At 51.0% G+C, this 23,203-nt stretch carries 27 protein-coding genes and 1 tRNA gene; 24 read left to right on the forward strand and 4 right to left on the reverse strand.

All coding sequences use genetic code 11. The features are described 5' to 3' along the window. Positions 1–61: 61 nt before the first annotated feature. Positions 62–1,801, forward strand: coding sequence for a hypothetical protein (locus tag EPO04_03395; GenBank protein ID TAK89119.1), 1,740 nt, complete (start codon positions 62–64; stop codon positions 1,799–1,801). Positions 1,802–1,886: 85 nt separating this feature from the next. Further along, a complete protein-coding gene (lexA, locus tag EPO04_03400) occupies positions 1,887–2,507 on the forward strand; it encodes a transcriptional repressor LexA (GenBank protein TAK89120.1) in 621 nt (206 codons plus the stop codon). A 245-nt stretch (positions 2,508–2,752) separates the two neighbouring features. Here the strand turns inward: lexA and EPO04_03405 are convergent, their stop codons facing one another. Then, entirely contained in the window at positions 2,753–3,964 is a 1,212-nt protein-coding gene (locus EPO04_03405) for a class I SAM-dependent methyltransferase (GenBank protein ID TAK89121.1), read from the reverse strand. A gap of 77 nt (positions 3,965–4,041) precedes the next feature. On the opposite strand from EPO04_03405, the gene EPO04_03410 reads away from it, so the two are divergent. The 9 genes from EPO04_03410 to EPO04_03450 all read left to right on the forward strand — a co-directional run bounded on the left by EPO04_03410 (position 4,042) and on the right by EPO04_03450 (position 9,744). Then, positions 4,042–4,116, forward strand: a tRNA-Asn gene (locus EPO04_03410). A gap of 89 nt (positions 4,117–4,205) precedes the next feature. After that, a complete protein-coding gene (locus EPO04_03415) occupies positions 4,206–4,556 on the forward strand; it encodes a hypothetical protein (GenBank protein TAK89122.1) in 351 nt (116 codons plus the stop codon). Positions 4,557–4,742: 186 nt separating this feature from the next. Next, on the forward strand, positions 4,743–5,423 hold the full coding sequence (locus EPO04_03420; protein ID TAK89123.1) for a hypothetical protein: 681 nt from the start codon (positions 4,743–4,745) through the stop codon (positions 5,421–5,423). A gap of 69 nt (positions 5,424–5,492) precedes the next feature. After that, on the forward strand, positions 5,493–5,912 hold the full coding sequence (locus EPO04_03425; GenBank protein TAK89124.1) for a hypothetical protein: 420 nt from the start codon (positions 5,493–5,495) through the stop codon (positions 5,910–5,912). Positions 5,913–6,446: 534 nt separating this feature from the next. Further along, on the forward strand, positions 6,447–6,854 hold the full coding sequence (locus EPO04_03430) for a hypothetical protein (protein ID TAK89125.1): 408 nt from the start codon (positions 6,447–6,449) through the stop codon (positions 6,852–6,854). 74 nt (positions 6,855–6,928) lie between these two features. Next, entirely contained in the window at positions 6,929–7,414 is a 486-nt protein-coding gene (locus EPO04_03435) for a GNAT family N-acetyltransferase (protein ID TAK89126.1), read from the forward strand. A gap of 91 nt (positions 7,415–7,505) precedes the next feature. Next, a complete protein-coding gene (locus tag EPO04_03440) occupies positions 7,506–9,080 on the forward strand; it encodes a glutamine-hydrolyzing GMP synthase (protein TAK89127.1) in 1,575 nt (524 codons plus the stop codon). An 88-nt stretch (positions 9,081–9,168) separates the two neighbouring features. Continuing rightward, positions 9,169–9,507 carry a hypothetical protein gene (locus EPO04_03445; GenBank protein ID TAK89128.1) on the forward strand — a complete coding sequence of 113 codons (339 nt, stop codon included), beginning with the start codon at positions 9,169–9,171 and terminating at the stop codon, positions 9,505–9,507. Between the two features lie 27 nt (positions 9,508–9,534). Then, the gene (locus tag EPO04_03450; GenBank protein TAK89129.1) at positions 9,535–9,744 is read left to right on the forward strand and encodes a hypothetical protein; all 210 of its coding nucleotides are present in this window, start codon (positions 9,535–9,537) and stop codon (positions 9,742–9,744) included. 1 nt (position 9,745) lies between these two features. Here EPO04_03450 and EPO04_03455 read toward each other — a convergent pair whose 3' ends face one another. Together EPO04_03455 and EPO04_03460 are read right to left on the reverse strand one after the other, a co-directional pair. Then, complete coding sequence (locus tag EPO04_03455; GenBank protein ID TAK89130.1) at positions 9,746–10,150, reverse strand: DUF1801 domain-containing protein; 405 nt, start codon at positions 10,148–10,150, stop codon at positions 9,746–9,748. A gap of 9 nt (positions 10,151–10,159) precedes the next feature. Further along, positions 10,160–10,549 carry a DUF1801 domain-containing protein gene (locus EPO04_03460; GenBank protein TAK89131.1) on the reverse strand — a complete coding sequence of 130 codons (390 nt, stop codon included), beginning with the start codon at positions 10,547–10,549 and terminating at the stop codon, positions 10,160–10,162. Positions 10,550–10,618: 69 nt separating this feature from the next. Between EPO04_03460 and EPO04_03465 the strand changes: the two genes are divergently transcribed. The 9 genes from EPO04_03465 to EPO04_03505 all read left to right on the forward strand — a co-directional run bounded on the left by EPO04_03465 (position 10,619) and on the right by EPO04_03505 (position 19,636). Further along, positions 10,619–10,882, forward strand: coding sequence for a hypothetical protein (locus tag EPO04_03465; GenBank protein TAK89293.1), 264 nt, complete (start codon positions 10,619–10,621; stop codon positions 10,880–10,882). Between the two features lie 70 nt (positions 10,883–10,952). Further along, positions 10,953–11,351, forward strand: coding sequence for a cupin domain-containing protein (locus EPO04_03470; GenBank protein ID TAK89132.1), 399 nt, complete (start codon positions 10,953–10,955; stop codon positions 11,349–11,351). A gap of 21 nt (positions 11,352–11,372) precedes the next feature. Next, a complete protein-coding gene (locus EPO04_03475) occupies positions 11,373–11,918 on the forward strand; it encodes a hypothetical protein (GenBank protein ID TAK89133.1) in 546 nt (181 codons plus the stop codon). 46 nt (positions 11,919–11,964) lie between these two features. Beyond that, positions 11,965–12,831, forward strand: a complete 867-nt coding sequence (locus EPO04_03480; GenBank protein TAK89134.1) for an ABC transporter ATP-binding protein — start codon at positions 11,965–11,967, stop codon at positions 12,829–12,831. Beyond that, complete coding sequence (locus tag EPO04_03485; GenBank protein ID TAK89135.1) at positions 12,831–13,634, forward strand: hypothetical protein; 804 nt, start codon at positions 12,831–12,833, stop codon at positions 13,632–13,634. The genes EPO04_03480 and EPO04_03485 overlap by 1 nt, the downstream gene beginning before the upstream one ends. Positions 13,635–13,725: 91 nt before the next feature. Beyond that, the gene (locus tag EPO04_03490) at positions 13,726–14,241 is read left to right on the forward strand and encodes a hypothetical protein (GenBank protein ID TAK89136.1); all 516 of its coding nucleotides are present in this window, start codon (positions 13,726–13,728) and stop codon (positions 14,239–14,241) included. Between the two features lie 127 nt (positions 14,242–14,368). Further along, on the forward strand, positions 14,369–15,136 hold the full coding sequence (locus EPO04_03495) for a hypothetical protein (protein TAK89137.1): 768 nt from the start codon (positions 14,369–14,371) through the stop codon (positions 15,134–15,136). 1,000 nt (positions 15,137–16,136) lie between these two features. Further along, entirely contained in the window at positions 16,137–18,476 is a 2,340-nt protein-coding gene (locus EPO04_03500; protein ID TAK89138.1) for a phosphoketolase family protein, read from the forward strand. After that, entirely contained in the window at positions 18,449–19,636 is a 1,188-nt protein-coding gene (locus tag EPO04_03505) for an acetate kinase (GenBank protein TAK89139.1), read from the forward strand. Before EPO04_03500 ends, EPO04_03505 begins: the two co-directional genes overlap by 28 nt. An 82-nt stretch (positions 19,637–19,718) precedes the next feature. Here the strand turns inward: EPO04_03505 and EPO04_03510 are convergent, their stop codons facing one another. Then, on the reverse strand, positions 19,719–20,381 hold the full coding sequence (locus tag EPO04_03510; protein TAK89140.1) for a hypothetical protein: 663 nt from the start codon (positions 20,379–20,381) through the stop codon (positions 19,719–19,721). Positions 20,382–20,530: 149 nt separating this feature from the next. Here EPO04_03510 and EPO04_03515 point away from each other — a divergent pair, with 149 nt between their 5' ends. The 4 genes from EPO04_03515 to EPO04_03530 all read left to right on the forward strand — a co-directional run bounded on the left by EPO04_03515 (position 20,531) and on the right by EPO04_03530 (position 23,099). After that, positions 20,531–21,124 (forward strand): hypothetical protein, encoded by a 594-nt coding sequence (locus EPO04_03515; GenBank protein ID TAK89141.1) that lies wholly within the window; start codon positions 20,531–20,533, stop codon positions 21,122–21,124. Positions 21,125–21,217: 93 nt separating this feature from the next. Beyond that, complete coding sequence (locus EPO04_03520) at positions 21,218–21,487, forward strand: hypothetical protein (GenBank protein ID TAK89142.1); 270 nt, start codon at positions 21,218–21,220, stop codon at positions 21,485–21,487. 53 nt (positions 21,488–21,540) lie between these two features. After that, positions 21,541–22,266 carry a flavodoxin family protein gene (locus EPO04_03525; protein ID TAK89143.1) on the forward strand — a complete coding sequence of 242 codons (726 nt, stop codon included), beginning with the start codon at positions 21,541–21,543 and terminating at the stop codon, positions 22,264–22,266. Between the two features lie 191 nt (positions 22,267–22,457). Further along, on the forward strand, positions 22,458–23,099 hold the full coding sequence (locus tag EPO04_03530; protein TAK89144.1) for a hypothetical protein: 642 nt from the start codon (positions 22,458–22,460) through the stop codon (positions 23,097–23,099). Positions 23,100–23,203 lie beyond the last annotated feature (104 nt).

Below are 23,203 nucleotides of genomic sequence, written 5' to 3' on the forward strand. Positions count from 1 at the left end.
CTCAACCACTCAGACAATTATTCTCAGCTACGTTATACTAAAGAGGTATATAAAGGCAGCAATGATAGATTCTCGCGCAATTAAAATTGGCTTAGGCGGTGCTTTGGCGGTTATCGTATTGAGCTTTGTGGTGTCGTTTGGTTTTTATAGCAACCGAATTCTCCCCGGTGTTAAGGTGAATGGCGTTAATGTGGGCGGACTAACCAAGCCGGCCGCCCAAAAGTTGCTCGAGCAGGAGCTGGCGCAGTACCAAACCAAGGAGCTGCTGGTGCAGTACAACAAAACCACCTTGCGCATTCCAATTAGCGCTCTCAAGCCGCAGCTGGCCGGTAATGCGGCGGAGTTTGCATATAGTTATGGTCGGACCGGTTCGCCCGGTGAGCAGTTCCACGCCCGGGCGCGCAGTTTGGTGAATCGCCCTACCATGGTAACCGCCTACAGTTACGATAGTTCGGCCTTAACCCCATTTGCGTTACAGGTGGATGAAGACGTTAATAAACCGGTCGCCAATGCTGCCCTTAGCTTTGATGGCGGGCAGGTTGTGGTTAGCCCCTCGCAGCCAGGACGGCGCCTAGATATTGGTCTGCTGGCCCGAGAGGTGGGTCAATACTTGGGTCGTAGCCAGGACGGGTTGTTAACCGCGCCAACTTATTTGGTTGAGGCTACCATCGACGAAGACACCTTGGCGGCCGCTCAGCAGCAAGCCACTAAGTTGACCAGCGCTCCGCTAACGGTCACCGCCGGCTCAACCAGCCGAACCGTCGACCAGTCGACCATTTTGGGCTGGCTGAGCGTTACGGCACAAAGTTATGCTACCGATATGGCCACCGGTAACCTAATGGGCTTTTACCGACTGCCAACCGAAGAGGTGGCCGATAGCCACCTTGATCCAGGTCGAGTGGAGTCGTTTGCGCAGAGCTTGGCTAAGTCGGTTAACACCGAGCCGCAAGATGCCGGGTTAACTATTCAGGATGGCAAGGTGGTGGTGGCCTCACCGAGTCGAGACGGGTTACAGCTTGATGTGGCCAAGGCGACTCAGCAGATCATCACGGCGCTTAATCAGGGCACTACCGGTCAGACCTTGGCGCTGGCAACCAAGGTGGCAAAGCCAGCGGTGTACGAGGGCAACTTGGACCAGCTGGGCATTAAGGAGTTGATTGGCGAGGGGGTTAGCTACTTCCCCGGATCATCGCGTGATCGCATCACCAATGTGGCGGTTGGGACGCGTCGGTATCAAAACGTGCTTATTAAGCCAGGTCAAACCTTTTCGTTTGGGGCGCAGCTGGGTGATGTGGGGCCGGCTCAGGGTTATAAGCCGTCATTGGTTATTATTGGCACTAAAGAAGAAAAACAGTACGGTGGCGGTTTATGCCAGGTCTCAAGCACGCTGTACCGAGCGGCCCTGACGGCTGGTTTACCAATCGTGCAGCGTACCAACCACGCCTTTGCCATCAATGAGTTTTACACTCAACCCTATGGTGTACCGGGTGTGGATGCGACGGTTTATTACCCGGCGGTTGATCTTAAGTTTAAGAACGATACCCCCGGCTACATTTTGATTCAAACCAACATGCAGGGCACCACGCTCAAGTTTGATCTGTACGGCACCAAGGTAAAGAGCGGGCGAATTCGCGGTCCGGAATTTATAAGCGGCAGCATGGACGCGACCCAGCCATCGCACACCGTGTTTTATCGTGATGTTTTAGATTTAAACGGTAACGTCACCAAGACCGACACCGTCCACACCTACTACAAGTCGAGTAAGGACTTTACGGTGGTGGAGAGCAAGCAGTTTAACTAAGCGCTTGTAACCAAAACAATTTTAGGCTTGACCTTTCGCTTTTTGTTCGCCATACTAAAAACGAACAAAGCAATAAGGAGGGGCCATGGGCGAGCCACTAACCAAGCGACAAAAAGAAGTTTTAGATTACGTTTCGCAGTACATCGAGCTGCACGGCTACGCGCCAAGCTATCGTGAGATTGCCGAGGCTTTTAATCTGGGTTCGGTAGCGACCGTGGCCGATCACGTTGATACCTTGGTGTCCAAGGGTCTGCTGCGCAAAAGTGATAACTCGGCCCGCTCATTGCAGCTGGTTGACGAAGAGGACTTTGATGACGAGCACGCGGTTGGTTTGCCAATCATGGGTATGATTGCGGCCGGCCAGCCAATTCAAGCCATGACCGGCCACGCCGAGACGCTGGAGGTGCCACCGTTTATGGTTGGGACCCGTAACAGTTACGTGTTACAGGTAAAGGGAGACTCAATGATTAATGAGGGTATCTTTGAAGGCGACTACGTGGTAATTCAAGAAAAAGATACTCCATCGCAGGGCGAGATGGTGGTAGCGCTAGTAAATGGCGAAGAGGCCACTCTTAAGCGCTACTACAAGGAAAAAAACCACATCCGATTGCAGCCAGCCAACGATGCTTACGACCCAATTATTGTGCCAAAAGATACGCCAATAAAAATCCAAGGTGTCTGTATTGGGGTGATTCGCAAATACTAGCTTTTTAGCGGTCCGGAAAGATAAAAACAAAGGGGGACAATATGAATATCAACAAACGTGCATTACGACGAAGCTATCGTAAGTATCTGTTTTCGTACAGCTTCGACGTGATTGAGCCAAAGCGGCGCGGGATTCAGCAGGTGGAGCTGACCAGCACGCCACGGCTACCGCCAACCAAAGAAAACTCGAAGCAACACGCTTAAAACAAACATATGTGGTAAGGAACACGATTGCAGGAGGCCCGGTTAACGGGTCTTTTTGCGGTTTTGAGTACTAGAGTTGTACAAAAACTCGCGGGTAAGTGGCAGGCCATTGTTGACGCCCTTGGTAAACACAAACTGCGACAGGTCCAAGCCGCCATACCTAAAGTTACCGGCGCAAACTCCAAGATACATCTGCCACATGCGGTAAAAGCGTTGGTCAAACATTTTGACTACCTTAGTCTTATTGGCCTCAAAGCGCCGCAGCCATTCGTCCAGGGTCATGGCGTAATGCAGGCGCAAGCTTTCGTAGTCGGTGAGGTAAAAATCGTACTTAGCTAAATCGCGAACCACCTCGTTAATGGCTGGCACGTAACCGCCCGGAAAAATGTAGCGATCCATCCAGGGATCGGTGCCACCCTTTAGTTCATCGCCGCTAATGGTATGCAGTAGCGACACGCCGCCATCAACCAGCATATCCTGAACCGCCTTCATGTAGGTGCCGTGGTTGCCTTTGCCGACATGCTCGTACATCCCAACACTCACAATGCGATCAAACTTTTCGCCCCGCGCCGGTAGATCCTGGTAGTTGGCCAGCTCAAACCGAACCAGCTTATCAACCCCGGCCCGTTTGGCCGCTGCCTGACTGTGCTTTAACTGCTCTTGGCTCAGAGTTATGCCAAGACCGCTCACCCCATACTCCTTTGCGGCGGCAATCAATAAATTGCCCCAGCCGGAGCCAATATCCAGCAGCGACATACCCTTATCCAGCTGCAGCTTACGTAAAATATGATTAATTTTTTGGCGTTGGGCCGTCTCTAAAGAATCATCGGAACTCTTGTAGTAGGCACAGCTGTAGGCCATCACCTCCCGATCTAACCACAGCTTATAAAAATCGTTACCGACGTCATAGTGATGCTGGATCTGCCGCTTTTGGGCGCCTTTATGATTGAGCTGCGGCAGGTGGGCTAACTGGCTTAAACGCATTTTACTAAACAGTTTTTGGTTGTCGCACAACACCTGGATAAGATCTTGAAACCGACCTTTGAGCTTAATGTCGCCACTCATGTAGGCTTCGCCAAAACCCAGCGACAAATTTTTGGCCAAAGCTCGAATCACCTTGGGCGAAGCAATGGTTAGCGTCACCTTGGCGCGGCCGGCTCCGTAGGTTACGGTTGTGCCGTCCCAGTAGCGAATCGTCAGCGCATGAACCTTGATTCGCGACAGAATGGTGTGGAGTAGCTGTTTTTCCACCATAATGCCCTTACTATACGCCTGGTTTGATCGGTTGACCAGATGGCCCCCAGATCGTATAATCGGCTGGTACTCAATAGTCCGCGGTAGCTCAATGGTAGAGCATTTGACTGTTAATCAAAGGGTTACAGGTTCGAGTCCTGTCCGCGGAGCCAGGAATTATAGACTTTTATATATTAATATGATATAGTATCGCAAAAGTTGTTTCCGAACAGATATGAATACCATCCTCTGGAGGTTATAAATGTCGGACATCAAACTTGCACCTCGCAACAATTCCAAGGGGTTGACGGTCCGCCGCGCCTGGAACGGTCGGGTCAAGCTCACCGGTCACTTCGGTGTCGAGGCGCCTGACAAGACCATCATCCTGACCGCCAAGCAGATCGAAGACGTCTGTGGGGGCAGCAAGGTGACTGCCGCCAAGGCAGTTCTGCCCCGGTCGCTCCGCAAGCGAGTCGGTGATAAGTCGATTTGCAAGACGGGCAGAGTCGTTCCCGGAGAGGACACCACGAGCATCTTTTTCCCCTCCTGGCCTGGCGCCACGAACGACTTGGTGCTCGTTTCCACAGGCGAGCTCGCGCAGGCGCTCGTTTAGCGTCTATCCCAAGAGCCTCATGAAGGAGACACCGAGCTCCCTCGTGGGGCTCGTGTCATTTCTGAGTAAAGTTCTAACATCCTCCACCGCCCGGAGCCATAGACTTAAGTACATAAATATGGTATTATATTGATGAAATCAGAGCGGTGTGTCCGTTCTTTTTTGTTCTTCGACCAAAGGCTTCAGATGCTTTTTAATAATTTTTTGCTCCAACGGGGCTTGGTTGGGCAGGAGATCATTACCTTCCTTGTCTCGATTCAAGCCTGTTCGCGGATTTCTACGCCCATCGCGCTCAAGAGTTACAGTCGCTCGCTTACCCAGAATGAACGGCAGCGGTATGCCGGGGCCCACCAGGCCTTACTGCAGTCCAACCGGCTGGCTACAACTAGCAACCCAGATGATGTTCGGCCGTTGCTGAGAGAGTTAAGCAACTACTTGCTCTCCCTGGAGAACTCGCCTTTATGCGAGGCTGATGGCTGCGGCTCCTGCAGTGCCTGTGAGGACTGGGAGCTTCGCCGCCAGGTTTTCTACAAGGTGTTACGGGCGGCTCGCGATGAGGATGACCTGCTGCCTGACGATGCGCCGGCCTTTTATCTCCTCACGGACAGCTGCGAGATCTGTCGTGAGCACTATCCTGGTGCATTGACATTTGAGGGGCTGGTTGAGGAGATTGAGCGGCGACATAATCGTCACTACGACCTCCCGCTTTTGGATGGGGCAGTCAGATGGGCAGTGAGCATGATGTTCATTGATCGCCTATCGAATAGGACCTATCGCTATCACCGAACCTCCGGTACCCGCCAGGGGGGATTGAGTTCAACGGATTGCACCGCCGGATTCCTGCGTGGTCCCCGTCCCGTTCACTGAGTCACACATCGCGCCTCGCTAGAGCCCCCGCTCCGGCGGGGCGCTCTGCATTTGGTATGATAGTTAAATATGAAGACATTTATTGCGTATCGGCATACAGGGGAAGATCCAGCTGCTCTAGAGAAATTATTGGGGTCGGTTCGAAGTGCGTTTGATCAAGCTGGGGTTAGCGCATACGCTACTTTTTTTGATGAGACAGTATTTCAGGCTAAATCAATGGGCGCAAAGGAAATTATGAGTCATGCGTTCGCAGTTATTAATGAGTCGGATTTCTTGTTTGTAATACAATCCTCTGATAGCAAGAGTGAAGGCTTATTAATGGAGGTAGGATATTGTCTTGCAAAGGGCATTCCCGTGGTTGTCGCGACGCACCAAAATGTTAAACATACTTACCTGCCCGAGATGGCAACATTGAGCATTAGCTGGGTTGGCCCTCAGGACTTGATCAGTAAAATTGCGGAAGTTGATTTTAGCAAACTAAAGTTCTAACTTCCTCCACCGCCCGGAGTCAGGAATTATTACCAAAATATGATATAGTATCGTCGAAGTGAGAGCACAAAAAGGCAGATTTGTATTTCAACTCCAAATGAGGTGTTATGCAGTATGCTACGCAGGGCGACAGGGCGTTTTGGGAAAAGACGCTGAAGCGCTCAATCTGTGGCGCCATTCACCCTCGTCACCAAGAATCGATGACCTTCGTCTGCACTCTGCCGCCGGATCATCCCGGGCCCTATCACCATCAGCAGGGAACAATGAGGTGCTTTGCCTGGATGGGGCAGGGTCCTAGCTATCGCCCTCCGGAGGAGAGCTATGCCGGACAAGCGATCAAGCATTGCCGCTTCTGCAACCGCTGCAAAGAGTGCGGAGGTCGGCTGAAGAGGTGGCGAAGAAAGGGTGTTTGGCGAGGTCATCGCTCGGGGTGCTCGCTGATAAATGTTGCTACTGAAGTAAAGTGACTTTTCGCGCCTCGCTAGAGCCCCCGCTCCGGCGGGGCGCTCTGCATTTGGTATAATCGAACACACTATGTTCAACCAACTCATTACTGATGTAAAATCGCTCAACCTGCCTACCGGTAGCTACGCTCTGTTTGGTAGCGCGCCCATTATTGTTCGCGGCATCCGCGAGGCCAGTCATGATATTGATATAGTCGTTAAGCAAAGCGTTTGGGATGAATATAAAGGTAAGCCTGAATGGGTAACCAAACCCATGGATGATAGCGATGAGTATTTAGAGTGGGATGGTCACAACATTGAGCTGTGGCGCACATGGGGTCCGGGAGAATGGGACCTAGAGGAAATTATTGGTTCCGCCGAGATAATTGATGGCCTACAATATGTGAAGTTAGAAACCGTGCTTGCCTGGAAGCAACGTAACGGCAGGCCCAAGGACGTGAAAGATATTGAATTAATTACGAATTATTTGAGAAAGTAAAGTTCTAACATCCCCCACGACCCTGAGCTGTTAATTATTACACCTGCATCGCTCAGGACTGATAGTATGCGTATATGGAAGTTCGTGAGGCAACCCCAAAAGACCGGCGCGCGATAGTTGATTTGTATAAACGCTCGCAAGTGGCAACTCACATACCCGACCCTAATTTTATTCCGCCCGAAGAGCTGAGTAATTATTTGTATGCGCGAAATGCAATTATCAGGTATGTAGCGACAGAGGGTAATGAGATTGTTGGGCATGGGCTCATTGAACATGCAAACCCTGAGCACATAAGTGAATGGCGCCTGGCGACTCAAGCTCAAGAAAACAGCTTTATTGAGCTGGGTGGCGCTTTTGTTGATCCAGCCAGAATGGGTAGGGGTATTTGGTCTCTGCTATTAGAGCGCCGTCTACATGCGGTAAGGCAGCTTGGGGCTATTCCGGTTAGTGTGACCTGGTCGGCAAGTGAGCACGTCAAAAACCATTTTGTAAAAGTGGGCGGGCGCGAGATTGCCCAAAAAGAAACCGGCGCCGGCAGCGTCAGTCTATTTGTATTTTGATGTGATCATTGGCTTACTCGTAACTAAGCCTTCGCGCCTCGCTAGAGCCCCCGCTCCGGCGGGGCGCTCTGCATTTTGCTATACTTAATAAATGAAGGGTGCATTAACTACAGCTAAGCCGGTATTAGTGGCAGACTTTGGCGCACAATACTCCCAACTGATAGCCCGACGAGTGCGTGAAGCGAACATATATAGTGAAATCGTGCCGCATACTATGCCTCTGGCGGAAATGCTGCAAAAGCACCCAGCAGCCATTATTCTTTCCGGCGGGCCCGCGAGTGTGTATGCCAAAAATGCCCCCAAGATAGACAAAAAGCTGTTTGAAGCCGGCATTCCGGTTCTTGGCATATGTTATGGGTTTCAAGCTATGACGCAGGCGCTTGGCGGCACGGTGGCCCAAACCGATTTAGCGGAGTTTGGACGGACACAGGCCACAGCACAGGCAGATTCGGTACTCTTTTTAAACACACCGGCAAAACCTAATGTATGGATGTCGCACCGCGATGCCGTTCAGACTGCACCAAAAGAATTTACGGTAACAGCGTCGTCACCAGGGGCGAAGATTGCGGCATTCGAGCACCCGCGAAAGCAACTGTTTGGGGTGCAGTGGCACCCAGAGGTGCTCCATACCGAGGCCGGACAAACTACCTTAGAGAACTTTTTATACAAAGGTGCCGGTCTCAAGCCCAATTGGACCACTGCTAACATCATTGATGAAACGGTAGAACGGCTCAGACAGACGATTGGCAGTAAACAGGTACTGTGCGGTTTGTCTGGAGGGGTGGACTCGGCCGTTGCTGCCGCTTTAGTTCACAAAGCCGTAGGGGATCAGCTAACCTGTGTGTTTGTTGATCACGGATTACTGCGTAAAGGGGAGCGAGAGCAGGTTGCCAAAGATTATGTGCAAGCGACCGGCATTAAACTCAAGGTTGTAGATGCCGAAAAGCGTTTTCTTGAAGCACTTAAGGACGTGTCGGACCCAGAAATCAAACGCAAGATTATTGGGCGGGAGTTTATTCGCGTCTTTGAGCAGACCGCCCGAGAGGTAATGAGTGAAGAGCGGCATGGTGAGGATATTGAGTTTTTGGTGCAAGGCACGCTTTACCCTGATGTGGTGGAGTCTGGCGGCGGCACCGGAACCGCTAGTATTAAAAGTCATCATAACGTAGGTGGGTTGCCGGACGATCTTACATTCAAGTTGGTTGAGCCACTGCGATCCCTCTTTAAGGACGAGGTTAGGGCGGTTGGCAGCAAGCTCGGTTTGCCCGACGTCATCGTTCAGCGCCATCCGTTCCCGGGGCCCGGCTTAGCGGTTCGTATTGTTGGCGCAGTTACCGCCGAGCGCCTAAAAATTCTACGGGAGGCCGATGCTATTGCTCGAGACGAACTAGATAAGGCAGATTTGAATCAAGAGGTATGGCAGTTCCCGGTAGTCTTATTGGCGGATGTCCGTACAGTAGGGGTGCAGGGCGATGGCCGTACCTATGGCCATCCAATTGTTCTACGCCCGGTAAGTAGCGAGGACGCCATGACGGCTGATTGGTCGCGCTTGCCCTATGAGGTACTCGAGCGCATATCTACGCGCATAACTAACGAAGTCGAACAGGTAAATAGAGTGGCTCTTGATATTACCAGCAAACCCCCCGGCACTATAGAGTGGGAATAGGCTTTTAGTGGGGCCATTTAGCTTATAGCCTATTGCATATGCGCATCCTTTGGCGCAGAATGTTGCTGAAATAATCGGGAGGGCTAAAATGAAAAAATTTATACTACTCTATCGGGGTCCAGCTACCCCGGCAGGCAAGATGGACCCAGGCAAAGCCAAGGAAGTTATGCGGGCATGGGGCGAGTGGATGGAGCGCGTAGGCAAAAACCTGGTTGATGTGGGGCAGCCCATGGAACCGTGTAATAGTGTTGCACTCTTGGATGATGGTTCCGAGGCAGAGGCAGAACAGCTGAATGGCTACTCGGTTATTGAAGCTGAAAGCCTAGACAACGCCAAAGATATGGTCAGGGATCATCCATTCTTGTCGGATAAAACCGGCAAGTTTTCGGTGGATGTCTACGAGCTTTTGCCAAATCCAGAAATGTAGGTGATCTGCATTTGGTATGATGGAGGCATGCAAAAAATAGCCACGCGTATATTTATTTACTCTTCAATTGCCTTTGGGGCTATTGGAGTTTTGTTGGCGCTGGTTTCGGGACCAAATCAGGATGATAACGCTCAGCCCAACCTTATTTTAATGCGACTGCTAATGATTACGGTGTTTATTATTCTGCCTTCTTTCGCCCTCAGCATGGCGGGCAAGTACTTAGACGGAAAGCTTTAATCTAGCGCTTATTGCTCTCTTTGTTTACGTTCAGCTCTACGGCTTGTTGAAAAAGTGCCTTTATTCCATCCTGATCAACGGGGTCGCCTTCGTGAAGCTCGATGGCGCGGTCGGTTTTACTCATTAAGCGAGCATTAAATAACTTCTTTGGGTCGCTGAGGTTTACACCCTTAGTAAAGACCAACTTAATGTCGTTTTTAAAGGTCTCAGTTAGGCAGACTATGCCGTCGTGATACCAAACCGGTAGCCCTTCCGGACGGGTGGCCATGCGCCACTTTACCGCTTCAACCACATCGGGGTCAGCTTGCTTGATAGCGGATCGAATTTGAGATAATGTTTCGCCTTTCCAGCCGCCATATAACTTAATAATGTCGTCGATTTGCTGAGAAGGTGTTTTATCTGCCATGTACAGCTCTTATTTTAGTCGGTCCAACACGCCACGTTTTTTAACAATGTTTTTATAATCCCACTGGATATTTTTCGATTTCTCAATCCAGCGTTTAAGGTCGTCGGCGTCTATTTGACCGGCGCTGGTGTAGCGAATTTCGGCGGCCTTAAAGCTACCCTCATTTTGGAGCTTTGGTTCACTAAACGACTGTCCGCTCCAAAACAGCAGCCGCACGCAGTCTTTTAGCACACTGTATCCAGCAACCGGGTTGCCATCTAAAAACCAAACCGGTGAGCCATGCCATTTTTTACTCTCCGCTTCCGGGAGATTCAAGTTGATCTCTTTGGCCAGAAGCTCACATATCACCTGGTTTTCACCGGTTTGAGCTTGGTTGTAGCTTTGGATGTCTTGATTCATAACCACATCATACACTAAAAGGCCCGGCAGGACGCTTTGCGTTTGGTGTAAAATAAAGGCATGAAGACGATGACTAAACAAATTTCCGAAGGCGTGGTTCACAAGCTGCCGGACGACCTAAAAAAGGCTCTTTTGGCCAACCCGGATGCGCTTGAGCAGTGGGAGGACATCACCCCGCTGGCGCGTAACGAATGGATTTGTTGGGTAATCACACCCAAGCAAGAGAAGACCAGGCGTGAGCACATTGTGCGCGTGCCGCAGGAGCTGGTGCAAGGCAAGCGCCGCCCGTGCTGCTGGGTTGGCTGTATTCATCGTCAGCGAGGGGGAAAGTAATTATTTTTGCTACCACCTAGCCTCTTTGCCTGGCGAGGACTATTATAAAGTTAAGTAAACCGGAGGCGACATGAAAGGATTTTTTGGTAACCTTGAGGATCAAACGGTAAAGAATACCGATTTTCGGCGGGTGTTGTACACCGGTAAGCACACCCAGCTGGTACTAATGAGCCTACCTCCAAACGGTGAGATCGGTACCGAAACTCATGCCGACAACGATCAGTTTCTGCGGTTTGAGCAGGGCAGTGGCAGGGTAGTGGTTGATGGTAATGAGTATGAGGTTGGGGATGGAAGCGCGGTGGTAGTGCCGGCTGGCGCTGAGCATAACGTTGTTAACACCTCGAGCTCGGAGCCACTCAAACTATATACACTGTATTCACCGCCTCACCACAAAGATGGAATTGTCAGAGCTACGCGTGAAGAGGCCGAAGCCAGCGAAGAGGAGTTTGAGGGAACTACCACCGAGTAGCGGTTTGCTATACTAATAAGCATGAGCAGAATGAGGGTAGCGGGAGTAGTAATTGTACTTATAGTGCTTGCAGCGCTAGGAGTATTGGCATATTTAATGCTCAACAATCAATCAGACTCAACCAGTACTAGTTCGTCGGCGCAAAGCAGCGGATCAAGCAGCCGGTCGGCGGTAACTTACCTTAAGGTGCAGGATTTGGGGATCAAAATCCCGGTTAATTCAACCAAGATTAACCAGCTCAGCTACAGTTTAAGCGACGGTTATGGGTCTAATAGCACCACCCTGAGTTTAACCAACGATCAGATTAAGGCGATTGGATGTATTGATGACTCTAGCACCAAGGGCACGTTTAAGCAGGATATCTACGTGTTTGATTCGCAGACGGCGGCTACCGAAAGCCAGCCCAACAACTCGGTTGGGGCGAAACGAGTTGGTAATAAATATTACGTATTTAATGAGGTCGAGGCGCAGCGCACCGGTTGTCAGCTAAGCAGTCAGGACCAGCAGACTCTCAATTCCTTCCGTGATGCCATGAAGGATAGCTTTAAGAGTATTTCGGAACTATAGCCGGTCGAATTACCTTAAATAAAGCCAAATTTGGTATGATGTAGGTATGGCCGATGCAATTAAAGTCGCAAAAGTTACCAAGGCCTTTGGCGCAAAAAAGGCTTTAGATAACGTATCGCTGTCGGTACCGACCGGCAAGATTTTTGGTTTTCTGGGTCCCAATGGGGCGGGTAAGACCACCTTGATTCGCTGCATGATGGATTACATTAATACCACCAGTGGTCAGATTACTCTTTTGGGCCAGGATGCCCAAGCCGATAGCGCGCAGGTTAAACGTTCAATTGGCTACCCATCATCGGATATGCAGCTGCACGATAATTGGAGTGCTCAAACCCACATCGACTTCTTAAGTAGCATTAAGGGCCGCGGGCGGGCCGATGAGTTGGTGCAGCAGTTCGGGCTGGATACCAAGCCCAAGGTGCGCCACCTATCATCTGGTAACAAGCAAAAGCTGGCAGTTATCTTGGCCTTTTTGGGTGACCCCAAGCTGCTTATTATGGACGAACCAACCAGGGGGCTTGACCCGCTGCTGCAAAACCAACTTTATGAGTTGTTGCGTGATTTTGCTGCAGGTGGCGGGACCGTGTTCTTGTCGTCGCACAATCTGTCGGAGGTGCAGCAGCTATGCGATAGCGTAGCGGTTATCCGCGAGGGCAAGATTGTGGCGGCCGAGGCAATGAAGGATATTTTGCAGCTTCGCGTTCATATTGTGCAAGCGACGACGACCAAAACCATCAACCCTAAAGATTTTGAGCTAAAAGATGTTGAGGTGATTGGGGGAGATAAAAATACCATCAGCCTAAAGGTCCGCGGCAAGATTGATCCGGTGCTAGCGGCCTTAACCAAGTACAACATTTCGGCGCTAGAGGTTAGTCACGCTAATCTAGAAGACGTGTTTATGGAGTACTACTAATGAAGCAAATTGTTTGGCGTGAGTTAAGAGATCGCAAGTGGTCGCTGCTAGCCTACTGCCTCGGCTCTTTGTTGATGCTATGGCTGTACGTGGCCACTTATGAATCGTCAAAAAATAGCTCCGCTCAACTGCAGGAGCTGGTTAAGACCTACCCCAAAGCCTTTTTGGAGGCGGTTGGCCTGGGCAACCTTACTCTAAACACGGTTGAGGTGTACCTAAACGCCAAGCACTTTAGCCTGCTTTGGCCTTTGATAGCAATTGTGTTGGCCCTGTCGCGGGCTGGTAATCAAATAGCGGGTGAGGTTCAGTCGGGAACGATGGGCCTACTCTTGGCTTTGCCGCTAGAGCGCTGGCGAATCTTTGCAGCCAAATATGCGGCTGGTTTAGCCACCATTATTATATTTACGGGAGTTTCGGTATTCGGGGTGATTCCGCTGGCCGCTGCTTACAATATTCCCACACACTTAAACATTTTATTCCCGGCCTGGATCATAACCACCCTGTTTATGTGGGTGGTGTACAGTGTGGCTTTGATGGTTTCGTCATGGGTCAGCGAAAAGGCACAGGTTTATGCGGTGGTTGGGGTGGTGCTACTGGCAACCTACTTGGCCTACATTGTGTCATTGATCGAAACCAGTGTTGATTGGCTTAAATACTACTCGCTGTTTTACTACTTCAACACTCAAGAGGTTTTAGCGACCGGTCATATCTCAAAAGAAACCTACCTGGCTTTTGGCGTGACAATTATACTGTCTACCGCGATTGCAGCCTGGCGCTTTAACAAGCGCGACGTGAGCGTATAGCCAGACACCCCTGACTTACTACAGTTAATTGGCGTGGTAGTATGTAGGGGTCTTAAGGGATGCACATCTACACCGACTCTAAGGAGTTAAAATGCCACTATTCCCTGGTGTTGCCGTGGTTTCGACCGAGGATGATCAGCCACTTGTTGAGCGTTCGGGCATGCTGGAAGTGTTTGAGCAAATCTCAAACCACTGGCTTACGCTCGAAGATGAGCAGCCGCCCCGCCCAAGGCTAGACTTCCTGGTGCTGGATAGAGACCTGGAGAGCACCCTTGGTCAAAACTGGGAGAGATTTTCGGAGCAGTTGCGCCAAGCGATGGAGAACGGCGTAAAAATCTTCGTGGTGGTGGTCGCCAGCGACTTTGATCTTCCGCGAGCCGTCACCACAAGCCTTAAAGTGTGGCAGCCAATAATCTTGGTTGCCCCGGCGGCTCCCTTCGCTGACCCGCTAGGAATGTTCGCGGCGGAGATTCCTACCCTGATTGGCCCCGGTGGACCGGTCGACATGTGTCGTGTGGTGGCGGCTGCATACCGAATTGCAACGCTGCGTGATCGCGACGCTGAGCTGGCAATCGCTAGGTATTGGTCAACCAACCCTTTGCCGTAATGCTAGGAGTAGGTAGCAAAAAGTGTTCAGTTAATCTCCGTCCCTGCGCCTTGTGGGGACGGAGAAGAAGTTTTTATTTAACATAAAAAGTGTTGAAAATTTCTGACAACAATGCTATTATAGATCCATGCAAATCACCGATTTAGCAGCAAAACTTCAATCTCTAGGGCTGGCCGACAAGGAGGCTCGGGTTTACGTTGCCGCTTTGTTTTTAGGTCCCTCCTCGGTTCAAAAGATTGCTAGTCATGCCGATGTTAACCGCGCGACGGCTTATGTGATTTTAGATCAGCTGGCGGATTATGGCTTAATTAGCCAGTCCCAAGAAAAAAACAAAACGGTTTTTGTGGCTGAGCCACCCGAAGCGCTAGAGGCCTTGTTTGCACGCCAGCAGCAAGAGATTGAAGAGCGTAAGCAGGAGCTGAAGCGTATTCTGCCTGATTTAGAGATGTCGGCCCGTGGTAATTCTGCTTCTGGTGCCCCGGTTGTTCGGTTCTATAAGGGGCAAGAAGCTTTAACCAATATTAACCTCCAAATGCTCAAGAAAACCAAGCCAAACTCTACGCTGTATGCATTTGCTAACTATGACGAAATTATGCGATTGGTCCCAAGTGAGATAAAGACCACTCCTGGCGCCCGGTTGAAGAAAAATATTGGTTCACGCCTGTTTTATTCTTCGAGCGGTGAGATTCCAAGTGATCCTAAGCTACTGCGAGAAACCAAAAAGCTCGATAAGCCGGTGGCTGCCGATGTGATGTTTTATGAGGGGATGGCCGTAATGCAAAGCTATCCGGACAACCCAAGCGATACGGTTGGAATTATTATTGAAAGTCCTGAGATCGTAGCGGCGTTGCGACAGATTTTTGAGTTGGCCTGGGATAACTGCAGCTCAAAATAGTGTTAAAATAGATTGACAGTTTAAGCTACTTATGCTATAATTCAGAACGACCGTCAACCTCGACACAAGGAAAGGAGGCGGTTAATCGTGATCAGCCACATCGATGGCCTTCCGTTCACGCCGCAGCCGGGGGAGCACATGCCCTGCGCCGTCGGCGGCGCCTAGGCCCCGACGGCACATACGCGCCCAGTGGGCGTTATAAGTACCTAGCCGCCAACCCGGCGGCATTTGCGACTTTAGTTGCAAACTTGCGGTAACAGGCTCGACACGCTGTCGTAAGAGTAGGCCTTGAGTCTCCACGGCACATGAGCACTCCGCTTCGGTGCGGGCACCTCGGCAACTCGGCCGAGGTGCTCCACCTCAACACTTTAAATTCAACCACCCGCCACCGGCGGGCTTTTTGTTTGCGTTTATTAATCGATTGTTTTATAAAGTGTTAACAATATTAGGCACTTTTATAAGCATTATGTAAGCTGTTAACAGATAAGAAATCGTTAAAATGTTGAAAAGTATTGACAGAAAGTTATATATCCGCTATGCTTCAAACAGATCGCAAAGAGATGAGGCGGTCGGCACCACGAAGAGGGTTTATCGCTCTCATACAACAAGGAGGGAGGTGGCTTATAAGCTGTAACGGTTCGGTCGTTTGCAAGTCTCCGCAGCGCTTTGTAATTCCAACTAGAGTATTAGGCGGATTGCGAGCTTGCAGACACCATTCCCGTTTTACCAAGGAGTTTCCACGTAATAGGCGTAGAGGCCTGTGCGCCTATTACGTGGAAGTTCGAACGACCACGACTTAGACTCGCAACTCAACCACGGCAGCGGCCAGGCGGCTGTGGTTGGGATTGAGTCTGTGGTGACTCCAGTTTTGGCCTCCCCCCGGCCAAGGTCGCGTCCGAGTTCGCGACCACCCGAGTTTCAGGTTCTTTTACCTGAGGCTCGGGCCTCAGCGGCATTATCAATTTGGTACCAAAGTTCGGTTCACGTACAATACATATATATGTCATCGGTGAGCACTCAGTTAGACCAGTACTTACGAGCGGCCAACTACTTAACGGCCGCCCAGATTTTTTTGCAAGATAATTTCTTGCTGGAGCGGGAGTTAACGGCTGATGATGTTAAGCCGCGGTTGTTGGGTCACTGGGGCTCGTGCCCCGGAGTCAGCTTTGCTTATGCGCACTTGAGCTTACTGGCTAAAAAGCGCCAACAAGAAATGATGTTTGTGCTAGGTCCTGGCCACGCTTTTCCGTCGCTACAGGCCAACCTGTTCTTAGAGGGCACCTTAGAAAAATTTTACCCGGAGGCCAAGTCTAGCCTGGAGGGCATTGGCTACATTTGTAAAAACTTTAGCTGGCCATACGGGTTCCCGAGTCATAGCAACCCCGGTACTCCCGGTGTAATTTTGGAGGGTGGAGAGCTGGGCTACTCGCTGTCGACCGCTTATGGCGCGGCGCTGGATAACCCAGACTTAATGGTGGCCTGCATGATCGGTGATGGCGAAGCCGAGACCGGTCCAATCGCCGGCGCTTGGCACTTAAATAAACTATTCAACCCGAAGACCGGAGGCATGGTACTGCCGATTTTACACCTTAATGGGTATAAAATTTCAGCACCGACCATCTTTGGTCGCATGAGCGACGATGAGCTAACGGCGCTGTTTACCGGTTATGGCTACGAGCCGCGAATTGTTAACGCTAGCGATGGGCACGAGGTTATGCAGGAGGCGCTGGAGTGGGCGCATGATCGATTTAAGAGTTTGAAGTCGGGCAAGTCGGTGCCACCTCATTCCCCGATGATCGTGTTGCGCAGCCTTAAGGGGTGGACCGGCGTTAAGGAGCTAAATGGGCGCAAGGTGGAGGGTAATCACCTGGCTCACCAAGTAGTACTGACTGAGGCCAAGACCGACCCGGAACAGCTGCAGTTATTACGCGACTGGCTCAGCTCATACAAAATTAATGAATTATTCGACACCAAAAAGGGCTTTGCCAGTTTGGCGGAGGCCATCATGCCCAAGCCGGAGGATCGGCTAGGCTTGAATCGTCATGCCATGGGCGGCAAAGGCGTGTATGAACCACTTAAGCTGCCGGCGGCAGAGCAGTTTGCCGAAGAGCCGGCTAGCCCGGGAGAGGTTGGCAGTAGTAGCATGCGCCGCGCCGGTCTATTTTTGAGCGAGGTGTTTAAGTTAAACGCCGATCGGCGCAACTTTAGAATGATGTCGCCGGACGAGACTTACTCTAACAAGCTGGACGAGGTATTTAAGAGTACCGCCCGGTCTTGGCAGTGGCCAATCAAAGAATGGGATCGTGATTTAGATCCGGATGGCCGGGTAATGGAGATGTTGAGTGAGCACAACTTGCAGGGGTTGGCGCAGGGCTACATTTTAACCGGGCGCCATGCCTTGTTTGCTTCGTATGAGGCGTTTGTGCCGATTGTTACCAGCATGATGGATCAGTACGCCAAGTTCTTAAACCAGTCGCGCCAGGTACCGTGGAGGGGGACAATTGGTTCGCTTAATTATATTTTAACCTCTTCTGGGTGGCGCCAGGAGCACAATGGCTTTTCTCACCAGAACCCGGGCTTTATTGATGACGTGTTGCGCCGGCAGGGCGATTTTGCCGACGTCTACTTTCCGCCCGACGGCAACAGCACTTTGGCAGTACTCGAGCATATGCTTGGCTCGACCCGTCAGATCAACGTGCTGGTGGCCGGTAAAACCCAGGAGCCGCGCTGGCTGACTTTAGCCGAAGCTCGGCGCAACCTTAAGCAAGGCGCCAGCATCTGGGATTTTGCGAGTGACGATAATCCAGACGTGGTGCTAACCGCGGCCGGTGATTACACCACCAAAGAGGCTCTGGCGGCTATCGACCTAGTTAAGCGCGACTGGCCAAAGGTTAAGTTGCGTTTTGTGAACATAATGTCGCTAACCAGTTGCGGGCTGGGCGCGGTTGGCACTTGTTTAACCCAGGCGTCCTTCCTTAGCTTGTTCACGCCTGACAAGCCAATCATCTGCAACTTTCATGGTTACCCAGAAACACTCAAGGCCATATTCTTTGATTATTTGAGCGGCACCCCTCAGCGCCTCAGCCTGCACGGCTATATTGAAAGCGGCTCAACCACAACCCCATTTGATATGCACGTACGCAATCGGACCAGTCGCTACCATCTAGCTATCGAGGTGATGGAGCGGTTGGCGGCCAGCGAGGTGGTTCCGTATGAGGAGGCCCAGCACACAATTGCGGCCTACCAGCAGCGAATTGAAGCAAACACGGCCTACATTAAGCAGCACGGCGTTGATTTACCGGAAATCGAGGGATGGCAATGGCAACCTACACGCTCGTAGCCAACCCGGGTGGCGCCAGCCGCAAGTATGGGCTGTACGACGGCTTAACCTGCGTTTTGTCGGTGCATTTTGAGCAAGTGGGCGAGGCAATTGTGTTTCGCTACACTCAAAATGGAGTGACCGAGCGAGTTCATACTCACCTAAAAACGCTGCGGGAGTGCGGCCAGCAACTGCTCGAGTTGCTTAAAAACCTACAGTTAGTTAAAAGCGACGCCGATATTGAACGCATTGCGGTGCGAGTGGTGGCGCCTTCAACCTTTTTTCAGCATGATCGCGAGATGACCGCCGCTACAGTTCAAAAATTAAGTGAGCTTGAGGCCAAGGCGCCACTCCATATCCACACCAGCCTGCATGAGATCATTACACTGCGTAAACATTTTCCGGATACCACTATTGTCGGCATATCGGACAGTGCTTTTCATGCCGCTCGACCGGAGATTGCTCGCCGTTATGCTATTGCACCCAAGGATGCCGACCGCCTCGATATCCAGCGGTTTGGCTACCATGGCCTGTCGGTTGAATCGGCCATAACGGTGCTTAAAGATCACAACCATCAGCCGCATCGCCTGTTGGTTTGTCACCTCGGCAGCGGCGATAGCGTGACCGCGGTTCGCGATGGTAAGAGCGTTGATACCACCATGGGCTATTCGCCACTCGAAGGTTTGATGATGGCGACGCGTTCGGGCAGTATCGACCCCACTGCCGTATCGGCGTTGCGCCACGGGTTAGGACTGAGTGATTCGCAGCTTCAGACCTACCTCAATAAGTCCGCCGGCTTACAAGGTGTTAGTGGTTCTTCCTCCGATCTGCGACAGCTACTCCATTTAGAAAGCTTGGGTGACGATCGGGCCAGCCTGGCCATCAACTTATACATTTATCGCATTCAGCAGGCTATTGGTCAGATGGCGGCCGCGATGGGCGGTGTTGACACGCTAGTCTTCACCGGCACCGTGGGCGAGCGTAACCCGCAAATCCGTCGGCGCATCCTTTCGAAGCTGCTGTTTTTAGGTTTAGCGGCTGATCCCAAGCTCAACCACAAGGTTACCGATCCAACTGAACTGGTCGACATTAGTCCCAGCTTTCATCCCGCGGCGGTGTTTGTGATCCCGGCCAACGAAGCCGCGGTTATGGTCCGCCACGCCCGCAACCTAAAAGGTTGAGCCAGCCAGCCTAATCGGCTGTAGGCTCTACGGATATAAATACGGTTTCGGGAGGGGTTTTGGCCCCTCCCGTTGGTTGCCTTTAGTTGGGCTGGTTGTGCTTGATTGAGGTAATCAGCGCAGGCACCCACGCCATATCTGGATCATCGGCGAGGCTGTGCTTGACCTTAGCCACACCATGAATGACCGCCGTGTGGCTGTAGTCGCCGAGCATTCTGCCAAGCTGCGGGTAAGATAGCTCGGACACCTCACGCATGACGTACCAAAAAATCCAGCGAGCCTTAACTATTTGAGGCATTCGGGTTTTGGTGCGAAGATTTTCTGGATCAATCCCCATATTCTGAGAGACCATGTCTATCACGTGAAAAACCAGCTCTCCATGTTGGCCCAGGGCTGGTCTAACCGTGATAGCGGCTACATAGTCAGGGGACGAATTGACCTTGAGCCGTGCAATACGACGATAGGCCGCCGCTAGCTCCTCCTTTATGACTGACACCTGAATACGCAGAAGATCTCGATCAGCTTCTACGGAAGCGATCTTTTGCTTGGCGCCATGAAGAGCAGTGGTTGCGCGGGCGGCTTTGAGGGTGGCCTCAGCGGTTCTTCGCTCGGAGGCACCCAGTTCTTTAAGAAGTTGGTTGTCTTCTTTTGCACTGGTTAGCTGATCAAGAGCTTCAGCCATTTTGGCCATCTCGCCCTCAAGCTGCTTCAGTCGTTCGCTATCGGACAGAGTGTTATTGGCCATCTGAACTCACTTTCAAAGATCGGAGGACTAGAGTTATATTGATGCCGAAATCCGGTTTTTACAAGCATAGGCGGTATTTTTAATAAAAGGAAGAATGGTAGTATAGGCACTGAAGATCAGCACTAAATATTTATGCAGGAGATTGGTTGATGTCGGGGGAGCGGTTCGGAAGTCCGGGTGGTGAAATAAGGAAGTTTGAAGAAATAACCGAGAAGGATAAGCGTGACTTTAAGGCGCTGATACTAGAGCTAGCGAGCAGCCCCAGTTTGCTCAAAAGCGCAACGATAGAGGTAGTAGAAGGCAATTTGTATGAAGAGATTTCTTACCAAATGAGAGACGGAAGAGTAATAATACTAGATGTTGATAAATCGAGCGAGTTGCATCCAGATCCGCCAAGCTATTTTTCGGTAGGAATCAAGGAATCGGAGGGCATGAAATTGAATGAAGACGGAGAGCGTTATTCAATTACTAAATACTATGATATTCACGATAGCGTTGACACGATTCAGACTAGTATAGAGAGTAGTACCGACGAAGACTTTCACAATAACATGAGGCAAGAGGAGGGGGACAGTACCGCGGTAATAAACCGCAAAGAGCAGCAGGAGGCTGATGTTGAAGATGGAAGGGTGCTTGAAGAAGAAATGGGTTTTTCTGATGCAAATGCAGAAGAGATACGCGAGGTAATTCAAACCCTAAGAGCACTTAAGGAAGAGGTTATGGCTCCGCCGCCTTCTGCCTGAGTAGGTATTTGTTATGCTACACTAACGGTGAAGTGAGCGGCCAAGTAGGCGGCTCGTTTTGTTCTTGTCCTTGTTTCAACCCGGGAGAATACTATGCCGAATCCACCGGAGGCTTCTGACTTGGCGGTTGCTTTGGTGACTGCCGTTATCGCCCAGGACTCAGATGTTCAAGATGCCATGCTTGCACGCGCAACGGAAGAGCAGACAATTGGTGCCTGTCTGCTCTTGGCGTCGCTGGTTGCTATAACGGTTAGACAGACAGCCGAAGTTGAGGGCATCTCTCCCGAGGAGGTCTGGCAGTTGATTGCTCCAGCACTCAAGGCAATCGCGTCTCAAGGCGATGATGAAGTGGCCCCCGAGTAATATCGGGGGCTGTAGTTTTTCGGGTATACTAAACAAGTAACGGGAGCTTTCTCATGACAGAAACTAAAGTTTATCTCGATTTTTCCGGATTAAAGGCATTATTCATTAACTGCACCTTAAAAAAATCTCCGGAGGTAAGTAATACCGAGGGGCTTCTGAGTGTCAGTCGTGAAATTATGGAGAAGCACGGAGTTAAGACCGAGCTGATTCGAGCCATAGACCATGATATTGCGCAAGGAGTGTACCCAGACATGACCGAGCACGGCTGGGATAGCGATGAGTGGCCGGAGCTTTATAAAAAGGTTCAGGCAGCGGACATTCTGGTGCTGACCGGGCCAATCTGGCTAGGAGATAATAGTTCAGAGATGAAAAAGGTGATTGAGCGACTGTATGCCTGTTCGTCCGAGCTAAATGATCGGGGACAGTATGCCTATTACGGCAAGGTTGGCGGATGTGTGATTACCGGCAATGAGGACGGAATTAAGCACTGCGCCATGAATGTTTTGTATAGCCTGCAGCATTTAGGCTACGTGATTCCGCCGCAGGCCGATGCCGGTTGGATTGGCGAGGTTGGGCCTGGTCCTTCGTATCTAGATAAAGGCTCGGGCGGTCCGGACAATGACTTTACCAACCGCAACACCACCTTTATGACCTGGAACTTGATGCATTTGGCGCGAATGCTTAAACAGGCTGGCGGCATGCCACCCTATGGCAACCAGCGGGCAGCTTGGGACGATGGCCAGCGCTTTGACTTTGAAAATCCAGAGTATCGCCGGTAATTCATTATTCACATTTTGCTTAAGGTATGAGAGCATCATGCTCTTGTCGGCGGACGTGATAGAATTATCCCAGGTGAGCTACGGCTCACATTTTTGTTCGCACAAGCGAAAGTGAGATTGACATGCTGAATGAGCGAAAGCCGCTAACACCCATGCAGATACTGGTATTGAGCTATATAGCTCAGGCAGATATGGCGGCATCAAAGGCATCCACTTATAGTCTAACTTTTGAGTGGGCGTTATTCACCTCTGCCCCTTCTGCCCTAGGGGATGGAATAATTACTGCAATCGTTGCTGACGGGGTTTTTAATAGCCCTCGGGGCGTGCTGTTTCCCAAGTGGGGTAAGGGTGAGGTTGAGCAGTATTTGACCATTAAGCAGGCAGGGGAGCTAGCCCAGCATTTCAGGACTAAGGCCTCAGAGCTAGATCTAATTACCGAAAAATCGTGGAAGTGGTGGGATGTCTCCTTTTGGAGGGACGACTCACAGGAGTGGAGTATGGGTCGAAAAGAAGGTGAGGAAATTGCTATCGCCCTTGAAGCCGCCATCGACTTTGTCGTTTATGGGCCTCAGGAATGGCCGATTCCTAAGCCAACTCCAACTGCCATCGAAGATATACACAAGCCGGTTACCGGCGAGTGTTTCGATGATGAGACCAACGACTTCGTACCGGTAGAGCTGTGCGAGCATTGTTTTGCTCAGCCCGATTTACCCGATGGTCCGGCCCATGATGAGTTAGGGACATTCGAGGGTTACTACCATCGTCGCTGGCCATGCCCAACGATTCGGGCGCTGTGTGGAAAAATGTCTGCAGGAGGCGATAATGACGTTTGAAGAAAAGGCCGACTTGATTCTGAAGGCGGTCGCAGAGGAGTTCAACGTGTCAAAGTTCACGGACCTCACTTTCGGGTGGGGTCCGCTTTGTTTTTACTTCTCTA

The sequence above is a fragment of the Patescibacteria group bacterium genome, assembly GCA_004297735.1.
GTDB lineage: Bacteria > Patescibacteriota > Saccharimonadia > UBA4664 > SCTI01 > SCTI01.